Origin of the sequence: Vogesella oryzae (assembly GCF_902829295.1) — a bacterium.
In the GTDB taxonomy this organism is placed as follows: Bacteria; Pseudomonadota; Gammaproteobacteria; order Burkholderiales; family Chromobacteriaceae; genus Vogesella; species Vogesella oryzae.
In genome coordinates this window covers 95,209-112,025 of record NZ_CADEPL010000052.1, presented here as the reverse complement: position 1 = coordinate 112,025, position 16,817 = coordinate 95,209, and the positions used below count along the sequence as shown (strand labels likewise).

The following is a 16,817-nucleotide window of genomic DNA, read 5'->3' as shown; positions in this document are numbered from 1 at the left end:
GAGGTGAAAAGGGGCAGGCCGCAACCCGCCCGCCGGGGGCGGCAACCCCCCCCGGCCTGCCGCCAGCAACGCCGGCACAATGGCGGCAGCTTCTGCTGCGGCCCTGCGGCCAACCGCGCACCGGCCGCCCAACCGGAGAACAACATGATGCAACTGACCCGCGCCCGCGACTTCACCGCCAGCCGCGCCTGGGGTGCCAAACACCTTGCCAGCCTGGATGGCGTCACCGCCCGCCTGCACTGGACCGACCAGCCGTATCACTGGCACATCAACGATGGTGACGAACTGTTTGTGGTGCTGGATGGTGTGGTGCGCATGCACTATCGCGATGCGGCCAACCTGGAACAATCCGTTGAAATGCAGCCAGGCGACATCTTCTTTGCCACCGCCGGCTGCGCCCACGTGGCGCACCCGCAGGGCGCGGCCCGCATCCTGGTGCTGGAACGCGCCGGCAGCGAGTAAGCACATCGCCCAGCTTCGGGGCAGAGTGCCCGCCGGCTGCCGCACGATGCAAAAACGGTAAGGGCGACCTGCGTCGCCCTTGCCGTGTTGAATGCCTGCTGGCGGCGGCCAAGGTTGGCCGCGCGCCTTGCCCGCTTAATGGCCCAGCGAGCTGGCTACCACCGGTTTCTGCACCGCTTCCGGATGCGCGCGGTTCTTCACCAGCAGCGCGGCGGCGGCCAGCACGCCCGGAATCGCCAGTACCAGGAATACCTGGTCGAAGCCGACATGGCGGCGTGCCAGTTCTGCCACCAGCAGCGAACCCAGGATGCCGCCAAAGCGGCCGATGCCCATCATCCACGACACCCCGGTCGCCCGGCCCTGGGTCGGGTAGAACGAGGCGGCCAATGCCGGCAGCGACGATTGCGCGGTATTCATCACCGTACCGGCAATAAACACCACCACCATCAGCGTGCCGACATTGCCCACTACCTGGCCGACGGCATAGATCGACAGCGCGGTCAGCAGGAAACCGATGGCGATGATGCGGTCGGCATTGAAGCGGTCCATCAGCCAGCCGCTGAACACCGCACCGATGCCGCCCAGCGGGAACAGTGCCGATACCAGCATGGCGGTCTTGCCGTCGATGCCCACTTCCTTGAACAGCGTCGGCATCCAGTTGATCACCGCGTAGAAAATCACCACGCCCATGAAATAGGTCAGCCACAACATGATCGAGCCGACGCGGTAGGACGGCGAGAACACCACCGCCAGGCCGCGTTTGCCATCCGCCCCGCTCTTGCTCTCGCTCAGATGGAAGGCGGCGATACTGCGGGCGGCGGCGGAAATTCGCGCCAGCACCTCGACCACTTGCGCATGCGGCTTGGCGTGCGCCACCAGATAGCGTACCGACTCCGGCAACACCAGCAGCATCAACAGCAGCAGCAACAGCGGCGCCACGCCGCCGAACAGCATCACGCTGCGCCAGCCCCATTGCGGGATCATCCATGCGGCCACAAAACCGCCCAGCGACGCGCCCAGCGGAAAGCCGCAGAACATGGCATTCGTCAGCATCGAGCGCCTGGCCGCCGGGCAGTACTCGCTCATCAGCGTCACCGCATTGGGCATGGCGGTGCCCAGCCCGAGGCCGGTGAGAAAACGCAGCACCGACAGCTCGGTCAGGTTGCTGGCAAACGACGACGCCAGGGTGAATACCCCCAGCACCGCCACCGAAGTCACCAGCACCTTCTTGCGGCCAAAGCGGTCGGACAGCGAACCGGTCAGCAAGGCGCCGGCCGACAGCCCAAACAGCGCGGCCGTCAGCACCGGCCCCAGTGCCGGCTTGGCGATGCCCCACTCCTTCAGCAGCGAAGGCGCCACGTAGCCGATGGCGGCAGTATCGAACCCATCCAGCAGCACGATGCAGAAGCACAGTGCGAAGATGAACCATTGAAACGGGGAAAACGGGTGCCGGTCGATAAACGCCTGCACGTCAACAGACTGCTGCGACATATCTCTATCTCTCCATTGCTTGTGTTGTGCTGCCTGTGTGGTGCGCCGGGCGGCGCGGAGGATGCCTGCAGCCCGTGGCCTGGGCCTGGCGGGCCGTTGTCGCTCTCTGTTTTTTCGCAACGACGCCACCGCGGGACATGCGGGAATCCGGTTCAGCACAGCGCTGCCGGCGCTCGCACACCGCCGGGCAACAGCCATACTGTCTGACCACAGTATCAGGCTACATGATATTAAATTGAACCGGGCGGGAGAGATAGTAGATATAACAATCTGCTATAGATTTGCGGCAAAACGACAATCTGCCTGCCGGCAGCTGGCGTCAGAATGCCTCCGGCAGCGGCTTGCCTTCGATGATGGCCGGCAGCATTTCGCGCAGCAGTTCCTGCATCGCCTGTTGCGTCAGGGTGCGCGGACGATGCGCGCTGACCACCAGCGCCAGCCGGCTGAACAGGCCCGGCTCGCCGATCTGCCGCAGCCGCAGCCGCGCCGCCTTGTCGCTGGACGATACCGCCAGCCGCGACAGCACCGCGCAGCCGGCACCATCGGCCACCAGCTCCAGAATCGCCGGCACGCTGTCGATTTCCAGCGCCACGGTTGGCCGCAAGCCGCGCGCACCCAGCTCCGCCTCCACCAGCATGCGGATGGCGTGCGGTTGCGACGGAATCACCAGCGGCTGGGCGGCCAACTCGGCCAGCGTGACCGGCGCACTGCTACCGCCCTCGGTGGCCAGCTCCACCAGGTACAGCACCTCGTCGCACAGCGGCAGGATGTCGATATCCGCCGCCGGCACCGGGTTGTACAGCAGCGCGATATCCAGCCGGCCATTGCGCAGCGATTCCAGCATATTGGCCGACAAGCCTTCGCGGATCGCCAGCGATGCCTCCGGCAAGCGGGCGCGGAACGCGCGCGACAGCGGCACCGACAATACCCGCGACAAACTGGGCGGCAGCCCCAGCGCCACCTTGCCGGCCAGTGCGCCGCGCACCCGCCCCAGTTCCTCGCGGGTGCGCTCCACCTGGTGCAACACGCCACGGCCGTGCTCCAGCAACAGCTTGCCGGCCTCGGTCAGCGTCACGCCGCGGCCATTGCGCAGCAGCAGGGTCTGCCGCAGCTCGACCTCCAGCTGGCGGATCTGCCGGCTCAAGGCCGGCTGCGCGATATCCAGCACGATGGCGGCGCGGGTGAAACTGCCCAGCTCCGCCACGCGCACAAAGTATTCGATCTGTTTCAGGTCCATGCCCTGCTCCTGCACTCATTGCACGCCATGCCGCTTACCCCGCCGAGTTATCCAGCCCGCGCACCAGCGCGCGCAACAGCCGCTGCAGTTGCTGGCGCTCGTCGCCGGCCACCTCGGCCAGCATGCGCTGCTCCTGCAACGCCACCACGCGATCGCAGGCCACCAGCAGCGCCAGCGCCGTCTCGGTGAGCCGCAGATTGATGATGCGGCCGTGAGTCGGGTCCGGCTCGCGCTCGATCCAGCCCTTGCCTTCCATGATCTTCACCATCTCGTTGGCCGACTGCGGCGACACCATCGAGCGCTCCGCCAGCTGGGCATTGGACAGCTGGCCATGCGCCTGCAGCATGGACAGCATGGTGTACTGGCTGACGGTCAGCCCCTGTTGTTTCAGGCTGTCGCGCAGCTGCTGGCTGAGCATGTGATCCACCCGGCCGATCAGGTAGGCAATGCCCAGCGGGCGTTCATTGGCGCCGGGCGCCACAGTGTCTTTACTCATTGCAAAACAATCCTTGCCAGTGCGGAAAACTGGCGATTAGAATGAAAACAATATCAGGTTGCTTGATATTTATTTTTAACCATGACGAGGTGAGTGAGTATGGCAAATTACGCAGATCGCTGGAAGACAGTGGCGGTAGAAGGACAGGAAGGGATTGCCTGGGTTACCCTGAACCGCCCGGACAAACGCAATGCCATGAGCCCGACGCTCAACCGCGAAAAGATCGACGTGCTGGAAAACCTGGAGCTGGATCAGGAGGCGCAAGTGCTGGTACTGACCGGCGCCGGCGAGTCCTGGACCGCCGGCATGGACCTGAAAGAATACTTCCGCGAAACCGACGGCCAGCCGGAGATCTTCCAGGAACGCATGCGCCGCGATGCCTGCCAGTGGCAATGGAAACTGCTGCGCTTCTATAACAAGCCGACCATCGCCATGGTTAACGGCTGGTGCTTCGGTGGCGCCTTCTCGCCGCTGGTGGCCTGCGACCTGGCCATCTGCGCCGACGAAGCGGTATTCGGCCTGTCCGAAATCAACTGGGGCATCCCGCCGGGCAACCTGGTCAGCAAGGCCGTGGCCGATACCATGGGCCATCGCCAGGCGCTGTACTACATCATGACCGGCGACACCTGGAGCGGCAAAGAAGCCGCAGCCATGGGCCTGGTGAACAAGAGTGTGCCGCGCAGCGAACTGCGTGCCGAAGTACGCAAGCTGGCCGGCAAGCTGCTGGAAAAGAACCCGGTAGTGCTGCGCTACGCCAAGCATGGCTTCAAGCGCTGCCGCGAACTGAGCTGGGAGCAGAACGAAGACTACCTGTATGCCAAGCTCGACCAGAGCAACGGTCGCGATCCGGAGCAAGGCCGTGCGCAGGGCCTGAAGCAGTTCCTCGATGACAAGACGCTGAAGCCGGGCCTGCAAAGCTACAAGCGCGGCTGATTCTTCCCCGTACACACGCATCCTGATCGTGGCGCCAGCCTGTCCCTGATGGCCGGCTGCGTCCCGAAGCGGCAACTTACATAACAACAGCACGGCCCATGCGGCCAACACAAAACAACACGCTACAGAGGCGTAGGAGACTGTTATGTTCGAATCTTCCCTGCTGATCAACGGTCAGCACCAACCTGCTCACCAGCACGCCACCTTCCAGCGTCTCAACCCGGTGAACGGCAGCGTCGCCAGCATTGCCAGCGCCGCCAGCGCCGCAGACGTGGACGCCGCCCTGGCCGCCGCCAGCGCCGCCTTCCCGGCCTGGGCCGCCACGCTACCGGGCCAGCGTCGCGCCTTGCTACTGAAAGCCGCCGACATCATGGAACGCCGCGCCGGCGACTTCGTGGCGCGCGGCATCGCCGAGGCCGGCAGCATTGCCGGCTGGTACCACTTCAACGTGATGCTGGCAGCCGGCATCCTGCGCGAAGCCGCCGGCATGACCACCCAGATCGGCGGCGAGCTGATTCCGTCCGACATTCCCGGCAACATGGCCATGGGCGTGCGTCGTCCCTGCGGCGTGGTGGTCGGCATCGCGCCGTGGAATGCGCCGGTGATCCTTGGCACTCGCGCCATAGCCATGCCGCTGGCCTGCGGCAATACCGTGATCCTGAAAAGCTCCGAGCTGTGCCCTGCCCTGCACGGCCTGATCGGCGAAGTGCTGCACGAAGCCGGCTTCCCGGCTGGCGTGGTCAATGTCATCAGCAACGCCCCGCAGGATGCGGCCAGCGTGGTGGAACGTCTGGTTGCCCATCCGGCCGTCAAGCGCGTGAACTTCACCGGTTCTACCAAGGTTGGCCGCATCATCGCCGCGCTGGGGGCCAAGTACCTGAAGCCGGTACTGCTGGAACTGGGTGGCAAGAACCCCTTGCTGGTGCTGGACGATGCCGACCTCGACGCTGCGGTAGAAGCCGCCGCCTTTGGCGCCTTCTTCAACCAGGGGCAGATTTGCATGTCCACCGAACGCATCATCGTGGACGAACGTATCGCCGATGAATTCGTTGCCCGCTTCACCCGCAAGGCCCAGAGCCTGCGCGCCGGCAACCCGGCCGATGGCAACACCCCGCTGGGCGCCCTGGCCGACATCCACACCGTCGAGCATGCCTACCGTCTGGTCGAGGATGCCGTGGCGCATGGTGCCAGCCTGACCACCGGCCCGCTGCACAGCGACGGCTGCATCATGCAGCCGGCGGTGATCGACGGTGTCACCGCCGCGATGGCGCTGTACCGCGATGAATCGTTTGCCCCGATTGTCGGCATCATCCGCTGCCGCGGTGACGAGGACGCCATTCGTCTGGCCAATGACAGCGAGTACGGCCTGTCGGCCGCCGTGTTCAGCCGCGACATCAGCCGCGCCATGCAAGTAGCCGAGCGCATCGAATCCGGCATTTGCCACATCAACGGCCCGACGGTACACGACGAGGCACAGATGCCGTTCGGCGGCGTCAAGGCCAGCGGATATGGCCGTTTCGGCGGCAAGGCCTCGGTCAACGAATTCACCGAGCTGCGCTGGATCACCATCCAGCACACGCCGCGCCACTATCCGATCTGACGGGAGCCGCCATGCCTATCGCATCGAAGCACGCGACGGCGTTGCGCTATCGCGCCGTCGATATCGGCCAGGCCGAGCTGCGCTACCAGCACCGGCTGGACGGCAGCTGGCTGCTGGGCTCGTCCGAACCGCTGGGCCCCTACCCGGCACGGCTGTTCGACTGCCTGCTGCAGGGCGCCGCCAGCCATCCGCAGCGCACGCTGGTCGCGCGCCGCGGCGCCGACGGCCAGTGGCAGCACATCAGCTACGCCGACATGCTGCAACGTGCCCGCGCCATTGGTCAGGCGCTGCGCGACCGCGGCCTGTCGCCGCAGCAGCCGCTGTTGATCCTGTCCGGCAACGATCTGGAACATCTGCAGCTGGCCATGGGCGCCATGCTGGCCGGCGTGCCGTACTGCCCGGTATCGCCTGCCTACTCGCTGCTGGCCAACAACCCGGACAAGCTGGCGCACATCATCGCCAAGCTGACCCCGGGCCTGGTGTACGCCAGCGACGGCAATGCCTACGCCCGCGCCATCCTGCAGGTGGTGCCGGCCGAACTGGAACTGGTGCTGGCCAGCGGCGAGGTGCCGGGCCGGCGCTGCAGCCGCTTTGCCAGCCTGCTGGATACCGAGCCGCGCGACATCGACCAGCAGGCGGCCAACGTCACGGCCGACGACATCGCCAAGTTCCTGTTTACCTCCGGTTCCACCAAGCTGCCCAAGGCGGTGCCGTGCACGCATCGCATGCTGTGCAGCAACCAGCAGATGCTGCGCCAGACCATGCCGTTCTTTGGCAGCGAACCGCCGGTGCTGGTGGACTGGCTGCCGTGGAACCACACTTTTGGCGGCAGCCATAACGTCGGCATCGCGCTGTACAACGGCGGCAGCTACTACATCGACGACGGCAAGCCCACCGAGCGCGACTTTGCCGCCACGCTGGCCAACCTGCGCGAGATCTCGCCCACGGTGTACTTCAACGTGCCCAAGGGCTGGGAGATGCTGACCGAGGCACTGGAAGAGGACGCCGCGCTGCGCGACAGCTTCTTTGCCCGCGTGAAGCTGTTCTTCTTTGCCGGCGCCGGCCTGTCGCAGGCGGCGTGGGACCGGCTGGAGCGCGTCTCCGAGCAGCACTGCGGCGAACGGATCCGCATCATGGCCGGGCTGGGCATGACCGAGACCTCGCCGTCGTGCACCTTCGCCACCGGCTCGCTGATGATGGCCGGCTACGTCGGCCAGCCGGCGCCCGGAGTCGAAGTCAAGCTGGTGCCCAGCGACGGCAAGCTGGAAGCGCGCTTTCGCGGACCGCACGTGATGGGCGGCTACTGGCGCGATGCCGAGCTGACGGCGGCGGCGTTCGACGAGGACGGCTTTTACTGCTCCGGCGACGCGCTGCGCTTCGTCAATCCGGAAGAGCCGGCACTGGGGCTGATGTTCGACGGCCGCATCACCGAGGACTTCAAGCTCAGCTCCGGCACCTTCGTCAGTGTCGGCCCGCTGCGCGCGCGCATCATCAGCGACGGTGCGCCCTATGTGCAGGATGCGGTCATCACCGGCCTCAACCGTGACGACATCGGGGTGATGATCTTCCCGCGGCTGGACCAGTGCGCCAGGTTGGCCGCCCTGCCGGCCAACACCCCGGCGGCGACGGTACTGGCCAGCGATGCGGTGCAGGCGTTCTTCGGCTGCCTGCTGCAACAGCTCAATCGCGGCGTGACCGGCTCCGCCACCCGCATCGCACGGCTGTGCCTGCTGGACGAGCCGCCGTCTATCGACCACGGCGAGATCACCGACAAGGGCTCCATCAACCAGCGCGCGGTGCTGGCCCGGCGCTCGCAGGCGGTGGAAGCGCTGTACCTGGAACAGCATCCGCTGCAAGTACGGCCGGTCCCCAGCGCGCACTAGCCCCGCTCACCCGCGGCAGTGGCCACGGTATCGGCACACGGGCGCCCCGCGCCCGGCCACAGGGGTGTGTGCCGCCGGACCGCGGGCGACTGCCGCCGGTAACTTCACCGCGCCCTGCCGGGCGCGGTCTTTCTACCCGACAAGGAAACGCATCATGCTCAAGCACGCAGGCGTGTTTTCGTCTTATGCCGACATCTGGCTGCTGCACGGCCAGCGCACGCCGTTTGTCGATTACAACGGCGCGCTGGCGGCGGTGTCGCCCACCGACCTCGGCATCCATGCCGCCCGCGCCACCCTCGCCAGCGCCGGCATTCCGGCCGGCGATGTCGGCCACGTATTCGCCGGCAATATGGCGCAGGCCAGTTTTGATGCCTACATGCTGCCGCGCCATATCGCGCTGTATGCCGGCACCGACCTCACCACCCCGGCCACGCTGACGCAGCGGGTGTGCGGCACCGGCATCGAACTGCTGCTGCAGGCCGCCGACCGCATCACGTTGGGACAGATCGCCCTGGGGCTGTGCGTCGGCGCGGAATCGATGTCGCGCAATCCGATCGCCGCCTACGGCCATCGCGGCGGCTTCCGCCTGGGACAGGTCGAGTTCAAGGACTTTCTGTGGGAAGCGCTGTTCGACCCTGCGGCCAACGTCAGCATGGGTGACACCGCCGAGAAGCTGGCACGCCAGTACGGCATCCCGCGCGAACAGGTGGACCGCTTTGCCGAGGCCAGTTTCCACCGGGCGCTGGCCGCACGCGAGGCCGGCTTCTTTGACGGCGAGCTATGCGCCATCGACAACTGCATGTTCGAGCTGGCGGGCTACCAGCCACGGCGTCTGAAGCTGGCGGCCGGCCATGGCCGCGTGACCACGGACAGCCACCTGCGCCCGTCGCCCTATGCCGAACTGGCCCGCATTCGCCCCGCCTTTGGCGGTGTCCAAACCGCCGGCAACAGTTCCGCCATTGTCGATGGTGCCGCCGCTGCACTGGTCGCCAGTGGCGACTATCGCCAACAGCACCACTGCGCGCCGCTTGCCCGTATCGTCGCCGGCGCAGTCATCGGCGTGCCACCGGAAATCATGGGCATCGGCCCGGCACCGGCCATCCGCCGGCTGCTGCAAGGTAGCGGCCTGTCGCTGGCCGACATCGACCGTTTCGAGATCAACGAAGCGTTTGGCGCGCAATGCCTCGCGGTGATGCAGGAGCTGGGGCTCGACCACCAGCGCGTCAACGTCAACGGCGGCGCCATCGCCATCGGCCACCCGCTGGCCGCCAGCGGCCTGCGCCTGAGCATCACGCTGGCGCGCGAACTACAGCGCTGCAACGGCCGCTTTGGCATTGCCAGCGCCTGCATCGGCGGTGGCCAGGGCATTGCCCTGCTGCTGGAAAACCCCGCTTGCGGCTGAACTGTCGCACCGACCGCCGCAACCGGCGGCGCCCATCAAGGACTATGTCATGACGCATTATCACGCCCCGCTGCGCGACATCCGCTTCGCGCTGCAGGTACAGGATTTCGCACAACTGAGCCAGCTGCCCGGCTGCGAGGAACTATCGCCGGAGCTGGCCGATGCGGTGCTGGAAGAGGCCGCCCGCTTTGCCGAAAACGTACTGACGCCGCTCAACCGCGTTGGTGACCTGCAGGGTTGCCGCTGGCAGCAGGGCAAGGTCATCACCCCGGACGGCTGGACCGAAGCTTATCGCCAGTTTGCCGAGGCCGGCTGGGTGGGGCTGGAGCTACCACAGGAGTACGGCGGCCAGGCACTACCCAAGTCGCTGGCCACGCCGGTGGGGGAAATGTGGCATGCGGCCAACCTCGCCTTCAACATGCTGCCGACACTGGCGGTGGGCGCCACCGAATCGTTGCTGCGCGCCGCCAGCCCGGCGCTGCAGGCCTGCTACCTGCCCAAGCTGGTCAGCGGCGAATGGAGCGCAGCGATGGACCTGACCGAGCCGCAGGCCGGCTCCGATCTTGGCGCGCTGCGCACCCGCGCCGAGCCGCACGCCGATGGCAGCTACCGGCTGTTCGGCCAGAAGATTTTCATCTCCTACGGCGAGCACGACATGGCGGCCAACATCGTGCACCTGGTGCTGGCGCGGCTGCCGGATGCGCCGGCCGGCAGCAAGGGCATCTCGCTGTTTCTGGTGCCCAAGTTCCTGCCGGATGCCGCCGGCGAACCGGGCGCGCGCAACGACATCCAGTGCGTATCGATCGAGCACAAGCTGGGCCTGCACGGCAGCCCAACCTGCACGCTGGTGTACGGCGAACAGGGCGGCGCCACCGGCTACCTGATCGGCCAGCCTAATCGCGGGCTGGAGGCGATGTTCGTGATGATGAACGAGGCGCGGCTGAGCGTGGCGCTGCAGGGTGTGGGGCTGGGCGAGCGCGCCTACCAGCATGCCGTTGCCTATGCCCGCGAGCGGGTACAGGGCCGCGCCCCCGGTGCGCCGGCCGCCGGCGCCATCATCCAGCACCCGGACGTGAAGCGCATGCTGCTGGGCATGCGTGCGCGGCTGCTGGCCACCCGGCTGCTGATCTACCACCTGGCCAGCCTGCTGGACCGCGCCCATCGCCAGCCGGATGCGGCCGCCGCCACGGCGGCACAGCAGCAAGCTGAACTGCTGGTGCCGGTGGCCAAGGGCTGGGGCACCGAAACCGGGGTCGAACTGAGCAATCTGGCGGTGCAGGTATTCGGCGGCAGCGGCTTTATCGAGGAAACCGGCATCGCCCAGCAACTGCGCGACGCCCGCGTCACCACCATTTACGAAGGCACCACCGGTATCCAGGCCGCCGATCTGGTTGGCCGCAAGCTGGTGCGCGATCAGGGTGCCGCGCTGCAGGCGCTGCAGCAGCAGATGCTGGCCACCGCCAGCGCGCTGCTAGCACAACCTGCGCTGGCAGCACTGGGGCAGCGCCTCGCCGCTGCGGCCAACGTGCTGCAGCAGGCCGGTGCGCAGATGCTGCAACAGGAGCCGGCCAGCGCGCTGGCGGTAGCGGTGCCGTTCCTGCAACTGTGCGGCGGCATTGCCGGCGCCTGGCAACTGGGCAAGGCCGCGCTGTTGGCCGCGCAGCAGCTGGACAGCGCCCATGACGACTACCAGGCCGGCATCATCGCGCTGGCACGCTTCTACTACAGCCATCAACTGCCGCAGGCCGAAGCCTGGCTGCACAGTCTGCAGGATGGGGGCGCGGCGGTCTGCGACTATCCGCTGGCAGCGCTGTAAACAGCACGGCCACAGATCAGCACGGAGGAAATCCCGATGAGTTCACCGCAACACCAGTTGGCCCTGACCCAGCGCCCGCGCTATGACTGGCTGCTGCTGGCCGGCCTGCCGGCACTGGCGCTGTGCGCCTACCAGCCGGCCCTGCTGGCACCGGCGCTGGCCGCGGTTCTGCTGCTGGCCCTGCTGGGCTGGTGGCAGACGCGGCAACAGCTGCAGCAACTGAATCAGCGACTGCCGCAGCTGTTGCAGCAGGCCGAACAGCAGGCACTGCAGCAGTGGCAGTTGCAGCAACAGTTGGCCGCGCCTGCGGCTAACCCTGTGACTACCGCCGAGCAGCGCTTCGCGGCCTGGCAGGCGCAGCAGCAGAGCCTGCTGCAACGGCTGCAGCAACATGGCGAGGAGATGGCGAGCATGATCGAGCAGCATGTGCTGCATGCCAGAGGTGCCTGCGACATCGCGCGACAGTCCAGCCACGCCGTGGCCGGCCACACCCAGGATGTCAGCGACACCGCCGCCATCATTGCCGAGCTGGTCGCCGGCGCGCAGCGCAGCAGCGAAGTATTTGCCGAGCTGACGCTGCAATCGGAGCAGATCGGCCGGCTGGTTGACACCATCCAGGACATTGCCAGCCAGACCAATCTGCTGGCGCTCAATGCCGCCATCGAGGCGGCGCGCGCCGGCGAAAGCGGGCGCGGCTTTGCCGTGGTAGCCGACGAGGTGCGCAAGCTGGCCGAACGCGTCAACAGCTCCAGCAAGGAAATCGGCAGCATCGCCCAGGCCTTCCACCACACCTCGCAACAGGCCGGCGGCAGTGTCGCGCAGGCCAAGGCGGATGCGGAACAAGGGCTGGCGCGCACGCTACAGGTGCAGGCGGCGATGCAGGCCATGCAGCAGGCCGCCACCCGCCGCGTCGGCATTGCCGAACAGGCGGTGGCAAAAGGCGAACTGCAGGCCGACATCTGCCGCCAGATGCAGGCCAGCCTGCAACAGCTGCAACAGGCGCCGGTCTGACACGCGCTAGCCACCAGCGCTCTGCGTCAGCGGCGCGCCGCCCAGCGCCTCGTACAGGCTGGCGCTGGCAGACAGCAGTTTGCCGCGCATCTCGCACCAGCTCTGCCGCACCGCCAGCATGCTTTCCTGCTGCGCCAGCAGCGTGGCCTTGTCGATGGCACCCAGCTGGTAGCGGGCGGCAGCTGCCCGCTCCTGCTGCTCCGCCGCCCGCAACTGCGCCTCCAGCGCCATCATCGCCTGGCGGTAGGCAGCGATGGCCTGCATGGCATTGTCGGCATCGGCAATCGCCGCCAGCACCGTGCTGCGCCACGCCTGCAGCTGCACCTGCCACTGCGCCTCGCTGTAACGCACACCGGCACGCAGCTTGCCTCCGTCGTACAGCGTGCCGGCCAGTGCCGCCGCGGCGGTCGTTACCCACTGGCTGGGACCGCCGGCCACCTTGCTCAACACCCCTTCCCAACTGAGCGTAAAGCTCGGATACAGCGCCGCCCGCGCGGCGGCGATATCCGCCTGCGCCGCCTGCAAGGTGGCATCGGCGGCGCGGATGTCCGGCCGCTGTAGCAGCAATGCCGACGGCTGCTGCGCCGCCGGGTATGGCTGCTGCAGCACGGTCAATGCTTCCCCGGCCAGCCGGAAGTCTTGCGGCGCGACACCGCACAGCACCGCCAGCGCGGTAAACGCCTGCTGCAGCGACAGGCTCAGCGTCGCCACGCTTGCAGTCTGGCTGGCAATGTCCTGCTGCAATGCGGCCAACTCGTACGGCGCCTTGCTGCCGAGTGCCACCTGTTGCCGCAGCAAAGCGCTGCGCTGCTGCATCGCCGCCAGTTGCCGGCTGGCCAGCTGCTGCTGTTGCTGCAGGGCCAGCAAGGAGAAGTACTGCCGCGCCACCTCGCTATCCAGCGTCAGCGCCGTGGCGTCGCGGCTGGCCTCGCTGGCCACCACCCGCGCCTGCGCGGCGCTGTCCTGTGCTGCACGCTGGCCCCACCAGTCCACGCTGTAGCTGAGCGTTGGCCCCAACTGGCTGCTGGTGCTGCGGGTACTACCGCGACTACGCTGGCTGCTGGCACTGGCGCCAAGCTGCACGCTGCCGCCGGCGGCGGTTTCCGCCAGCGTGGCACGCGCCCTGGCAATGACGGCCTGCGCCGACAGCAGATCCGGGTTGGCCGCACGGGCCTGCGCCTGCAAGGCCGGCAGCGTGCGGCTGCCGAATGCCTGCCACCAGTCGACGGCGCTGCGCGGCGCCTGCCACGGCACGGCAGCCTGTCGCCAGGCATCCTGTTGCAGCGGCAGGTCCGCGTTGCCGGCGGCCAGTAGCGGGCTGGGCGCCAGACACAGCAGCGCTGCCGGGAGGGAAATCCATCGCATCTTCAAATCCTATTCCGCCGCCAGCGCGACCACCGGGTCCAGCCGGGCGGCCTTGCGCGCCGGCAGGTAACCGAACACGCAGCCGGTGACAAAGGCGCAGCTGAAGGCCAGTAGCGGCGGCAACAGCGAATACACCGCCGACACCCCCGCCAGTTTCAGCCCCCACACCGCCAGCAAGCCGATGGCGATGCCGATCAGCCCGCCCAGCCCGCATACCACCACCGCCTCGACATTGAACTGCAGCAGGATGCTGCCCACTGGCGCGCCGGTGGCCATGCGCAGGCCGATCTCGCGGGTGCGCTCGGTCACCGACACCAGCATGATGTTCATCACGCCGATGCCGCCCACCAGCAGCGAGATCGCCGCCACCAAGCCCAGCAGCAGCGTCAGCGTGTTCTGCGTCTTGGTAATCATCTCCACCAGCGAGGCGGTATTGCGCACCTGGAAGTCCTCGCTGCCGTGCCGCGCCAGCAGGATGCGGCTGATCAGCTGCTCGGTAACGCTGCTCTTGGCAATGCTGGCCATGCTGACGGTGATGGAGCTGACGTAGCGCTGCCCCATCAGTCGCGACTGCGCGGTGGACAGCGGCACGAAGGCGACGTCGTCCTGATCCTGGCCAAAACTGTTGGCACCCTTTTTCTCCATCACCCCCACCACTTCAAACGGGATGCTGGACACCATCACGTACTGCCCCACCGGGTTCTGTCCCAACGGGAACAGGCTGTCGACCACGGTCTGCCCCAGCACGATCACCGCCGCCTGGCGCTCTTCCTCGGCCGGGCCGAAGAACGCCCCTTGGCTCAAACCCCAGCTTTTCACCTGCGGGTAGCTGGGCCACACGCCCTGGATCTCGCTCTGGTAGTCCTTGTTGCCCAGCCGCAGCGTGGTGCCGCTGCCGCTGCGCATCGGCACCACGCCGTTGACGTTGGGCAGACTGGCGATGGCGCGGGCATCGTCGGCGGTCAGGGTGGCGATCTTGCCGGTTGGCCGCACGCCGGGCGCCCCTGGCCGCACCAGCAGCAGGTTGGTGCCCATGGCGGCGATGCGGTCGAGCACCTCGGCCTTGCTGCCGTTGCCGATCGCCATCATGGTGACCACTGCCGCCACGCCGATGATCACCCCCAGCAGGGTCAGCGCGGTGCGGAACAGGTTGGCCTGCAGCGCCACCAGCGCCATCTGCACCGCCTCCCACACCCGTGCCAGCGACAGCTGCCGTACCGCCGGCAGCTGATGGCGGTCAAGCTCCTGCGGCGGCCGCGGCACCGGGCCGCTGTCGGACTCGACCCGGCCATCGCGCAGGCGGATGATGCGCTCGGCGTAGCCGGCAATCTCCAGATCGTGGGTAATCAGCACGATGGTGCGGCCCTCGGCGTGCAGCTGTTGCAGCAGCGCCAGCACGTCGCGGCCGTTCTGGCTGTCCAGCGCACCGGTCGGCTCGTCGGCCAGGATCACCGGCGCATCGTTCATCAGCGCACGGGCGATCGACACCCGCTGCTGCTGGCCGCCGGACAGCTGCGCCGGCTTGTGCAGCAGCCGGTCGCCCAGCCCCAGCCGTGTCAGCAATTGCTGCGCGCGCTGCTGCCGTGACTCCGCCTCCATCCCGGCGTAGATCGCCGGCAGCGCCACGTTGTCGCTGGAGCTGGCCGAGGCCAGCAGGTTGTAGCGCTGGAACACGAAGCCGAAGGTGCGGCAGCGCAGTGCGGCCAACTCGTCGCTGTCCAGCGTCGCCACATCCTGCCCGGCTACCAGATAGCGGCCGCTGCTGGCGCGGTCCAGACAGCCGAGGATGTTCATCATGGTGGACTTGCCGCAGCCGGACGGCCCCAGCAGAGCGACAAACTCGCCGCGCCGGATGCTCAGCTCGATGTCCTGCAGCACGATGCTGTCGCCATCACCGGCGCGGTAACGCTTGCTTACCCCCTGCAATGTCAGCATGGCGTCCATGCTAGCCTCCGGGCGGCGGCGGCATGTTGCGGCTGCTGCTCTTGCCACTGTCGGTCGCCAGCATCAGCTCGTCGCCGGCCTTCAGCCCGCTGGCAATCGCCGCCTGGCTGCGGGTGGCCAGCCGCACCACCACGTCGCGGTCCTGCACCTTGCCATCCACCAGCACCTGCGCGCGGTAATGCACGCCGTCCTGCGACAAGGGCTTGAGCGCGGCCAGTGGCACCACCGGCAAGCCGCTGACCTGGTCGAGCTGGAAGAACACCTGCGCGGTCATGGTGATCATCAGTTTCTGCGCCGGATTGGGCACATCCAGCAGCACGGTGTACAGCACCACGTCGTTGGTGGTGGTCGGCGTCGGCTTGATCTGCCGCACCGTGGCCTGATGCCGGGTCTGGCTGTCGCCCAGGGTGGTGAACCAGGCGCGCATACCCGGCTTGAGCTGCGGCACATCGGCCTCGGCCACACTGGCCTCCACCGTCATCGGGTCCAGCCGCGCCACGCGCAGAATGGTCGGCGCGCTCTGGCTGGAATTGATGGTCTGCCCCTGCAGATAGCTTTGCGACACCACGGTGCCGTCGATCGGCGCGTAAATGCGGGTGTATTTGAGGCTGACTTCGTCGCCCCGCAGCGTGGCGCGCGCCTTGGCGATCTGCGCCTCAAGCGAGCGCAGCGTGGCGGCGGCTTCGTCGTGTTCGGTCTGCGCGGTTTCCAGCGCCTCGCTACTGGTGGCATCGGCCTTGGCCAAGCCGGTCTGCCGCGCCAGCGCCTGGGATGCCAGCCGCAGCGAGGCCTGCTGCTTGTCGCGCTGCGCCAGCAGGTCATCCACTGCGGCGCGGTCGCTATCCACCTTGGTCTGGTACGACTCCGGGTCGATCTGCACCAGCAGCTGGCCCTGCTTCACCTGCTGGCCGATGCCGACATATACCTTGCTGATCTGGCCGGAGACCTGCGCGCCGACATCCACATAATCGCGCGGCGCCAGCGAGCCTTGCGCGGTGACGGTTTTTTCCAGGCTGCCGACGGTGACTTTCTGGCTGAGCCGCTCCGCTGCCGGTGCGGCACGCGGTGTCAGCCACCAACCGGCCACCGCCAGCAACAGCAGCGCGCCGGCGATTAGCCCGCCCTTGCGCCAGCCTTTGCCTGCCGGCGGACGACTCTCGAGTTGATTCATGCTTTC

Annotated in this window: 12 protein-coding genes and 1 pseudogene; 7 read left to right on the top strand and 6 right to left on the bottom strand. The window is 67.3% G+C overall.

The window, feature by feature from the left end; genetic code table 11:
* Window positions 1-147: 147 nt before the first annotated feature.
* Entirely contained in the window at window positions 148-462 is a 315-nt protein-coding gene (locus HU218_RS14050; RefSeq protein WP_174875566.1) for a cupin domain-containing protein, read from the top strand.
* Window positions 463-597: 135 nt separating this feature from the next.
* Here HU218_RS14050 and HU218_RS14045 read toward each other — a convergent pair whose 3' ends face one another.
* From HU218_RS14045 to HU218_RS14035, 3 genes are all read right to left on the bottom strand, one after another.
* The gene (locus HU218_RS14045) at window positions 598-1,953 is read right to left on the bottom strand and encodes an MFS transporter (RefSeq protein ID WP_174875559.1); all 1,356 of its coding nucleotides are present in this window, start codon (window positions 1,951-1,953) and stop codon (window positions 598-600) included.
* Between the two features lie 319 nt (window positions 1,954-2,272).
* The gene (locus HU218_RS14040) at window positions 2,273-3,190 is read right to left on the bottom strand and encodes a LysR substrate-binding domain-containing protein (protein WP_174875558.1); all 918 of its coding nucleotides are present in this window, start codon (window positions 3,188-3,190) and stop codon (window positions 2,273-2,275) included.
* Between the two features lie 34 nt (window positions 3,191-3,224).
* Window positions 3,225-3,686, bottom strand: a complete 462-nt coding sequence (locus HU218_RS14035; RefSeq protein WP_174875557.1) for a MarR family winged helix-turn-helix transcriptional regulator — start codon at window positions 3,684-3,686, stop codon at window positions 3,225-3,227.
* A 99-nt stretch (window positions 3,687-3,785) separates the two neighbouring features.
* Here HU218_RS14035 and HU218_RS14030 point away from each other — a divergent pair, with 99 nt between their 5' ends.
* The 6 genes and pseudogenes from HU218_RS14030 to HU218_RS17215 form a co-directional block, all read left to right on the top strand.
* Window positions 3,786-4,619: a p-hydroxycinnamoyl CoA hydratase/lyase gene (locus HU218_RS14030; RefSeq protein WP_174875556.1), complete on the top strand. Its 834-nt coding sequence runs from the start codon at window positions 3,786-3,788 to the stop codon at window positions 4,617-4,619.
* 145 nt (window positions 4,620-4,764) lie between these two features.
* The gene (locus HU218_RS14025; protein WP_174875555.1) at window positions 4,765-6,219 is read left to right on the top strand and encodes an aldehyde dehydrogenase; all 1,455 of its coding nucleotides are present in this window, start codon (window positions 4,765-4,767) and stop codon (window positions 6,217-6,219) included.
* Between the two features lie 11 nt (window positions 6,220-6,230).
* Window positions 6,231-8,102 (top strand): feruloyl-CoA synthase, encoded by a 1,872-nt coding sequence (locus HU218_RS14020; RefSeq protein WP_174875554.1) that lies wholly within the window; start codon window positions 6,231-6,233, stop codon window positions 8,100-8,102.
* 154 nt (window positions 8,103-8,256) lie between these two features.
* Window positions 8,257-9,504 (top strand): thiolase family protein, encoded by a 1,248-nt coding sequence (locus HU218_RS14015; RefSeq protein ID WP_174875553.1) that lies wholly within the window; start codon window positions 8,257-8,259, stop codon window positions 9,502-9,504.
* Window positions 9,505-9,553: 49 nt separating this feature from the next.
* Window positions 9,554-11,320: an acyl-CoA dehydrogenase gene (locus HU218_RS14010; RefSeq protein WP_174875552.1), complete on the top strand. Its 1,767-nt coding sequence runs from the start codon at window positions 9,554-9,556 to the stop codon at window positions 11,318-11,320.
* 621 nt (window positions 11,321-11,941) lie between these two features.
* Window positions 11,942-12,331: pseudogene (locus HU218_RS17215) on the top strand (methyl-accepting chemotaxis protein); the annotation flags it as partial.
* Between the two features lie 6 nt (window positions 12,332-12,337).
* Here the strand turns inward: HU218_RS17215 and HU218_RS14000 are convergent.
* The 3 genes from HU218_RS14000 to HU218_RS13990 are packed head-to-tail and all read right to left on the bottom strand — an operon-like array spanning window position 12,338 to window position 16,811.
* Complete coding sequence (locus HU218_RS14000; RefSeq protein WP_174875550.1) at window positions 12,338-13,696, bottom strand: efflux transporter outer membrane subunit; 1,359 nt, start codon at window positions 13,694-13,696, stop codon at window positions 12,338-12,340.
* 9 nt (window positions 13,697-13,705) lie between these two features.
* Window positions 13,706-15,640 carry a MacB family efflux pump subunit gene (locus tag HU218_RS13995; RefSeq protein WP_174875549.1) on the bottom strand — a complete coding sequence of 645 codons (1,935 nt, stop codon included), beginning with the start codon at window positions 15,638-15,640 and terminating at the stop codon, window positions 13,706-13,708.
* A 1-nt stretch (window position 15,641) separates the two neighbouring features.
* Window positions 15,642-16,811, bottom strand: coding sequence for an efflux RND transporter periplasmic adaptor subunit (locus tag HU218_RS13990; RefSeq protein ID WP_174875548.1), 1,170 nt, complete (start codon window positions 16,809-16,811; stop codon window positions 15,642-15,644).
* Window positions 16,812-16,817 lie beyond the last annotated feature (6 nt).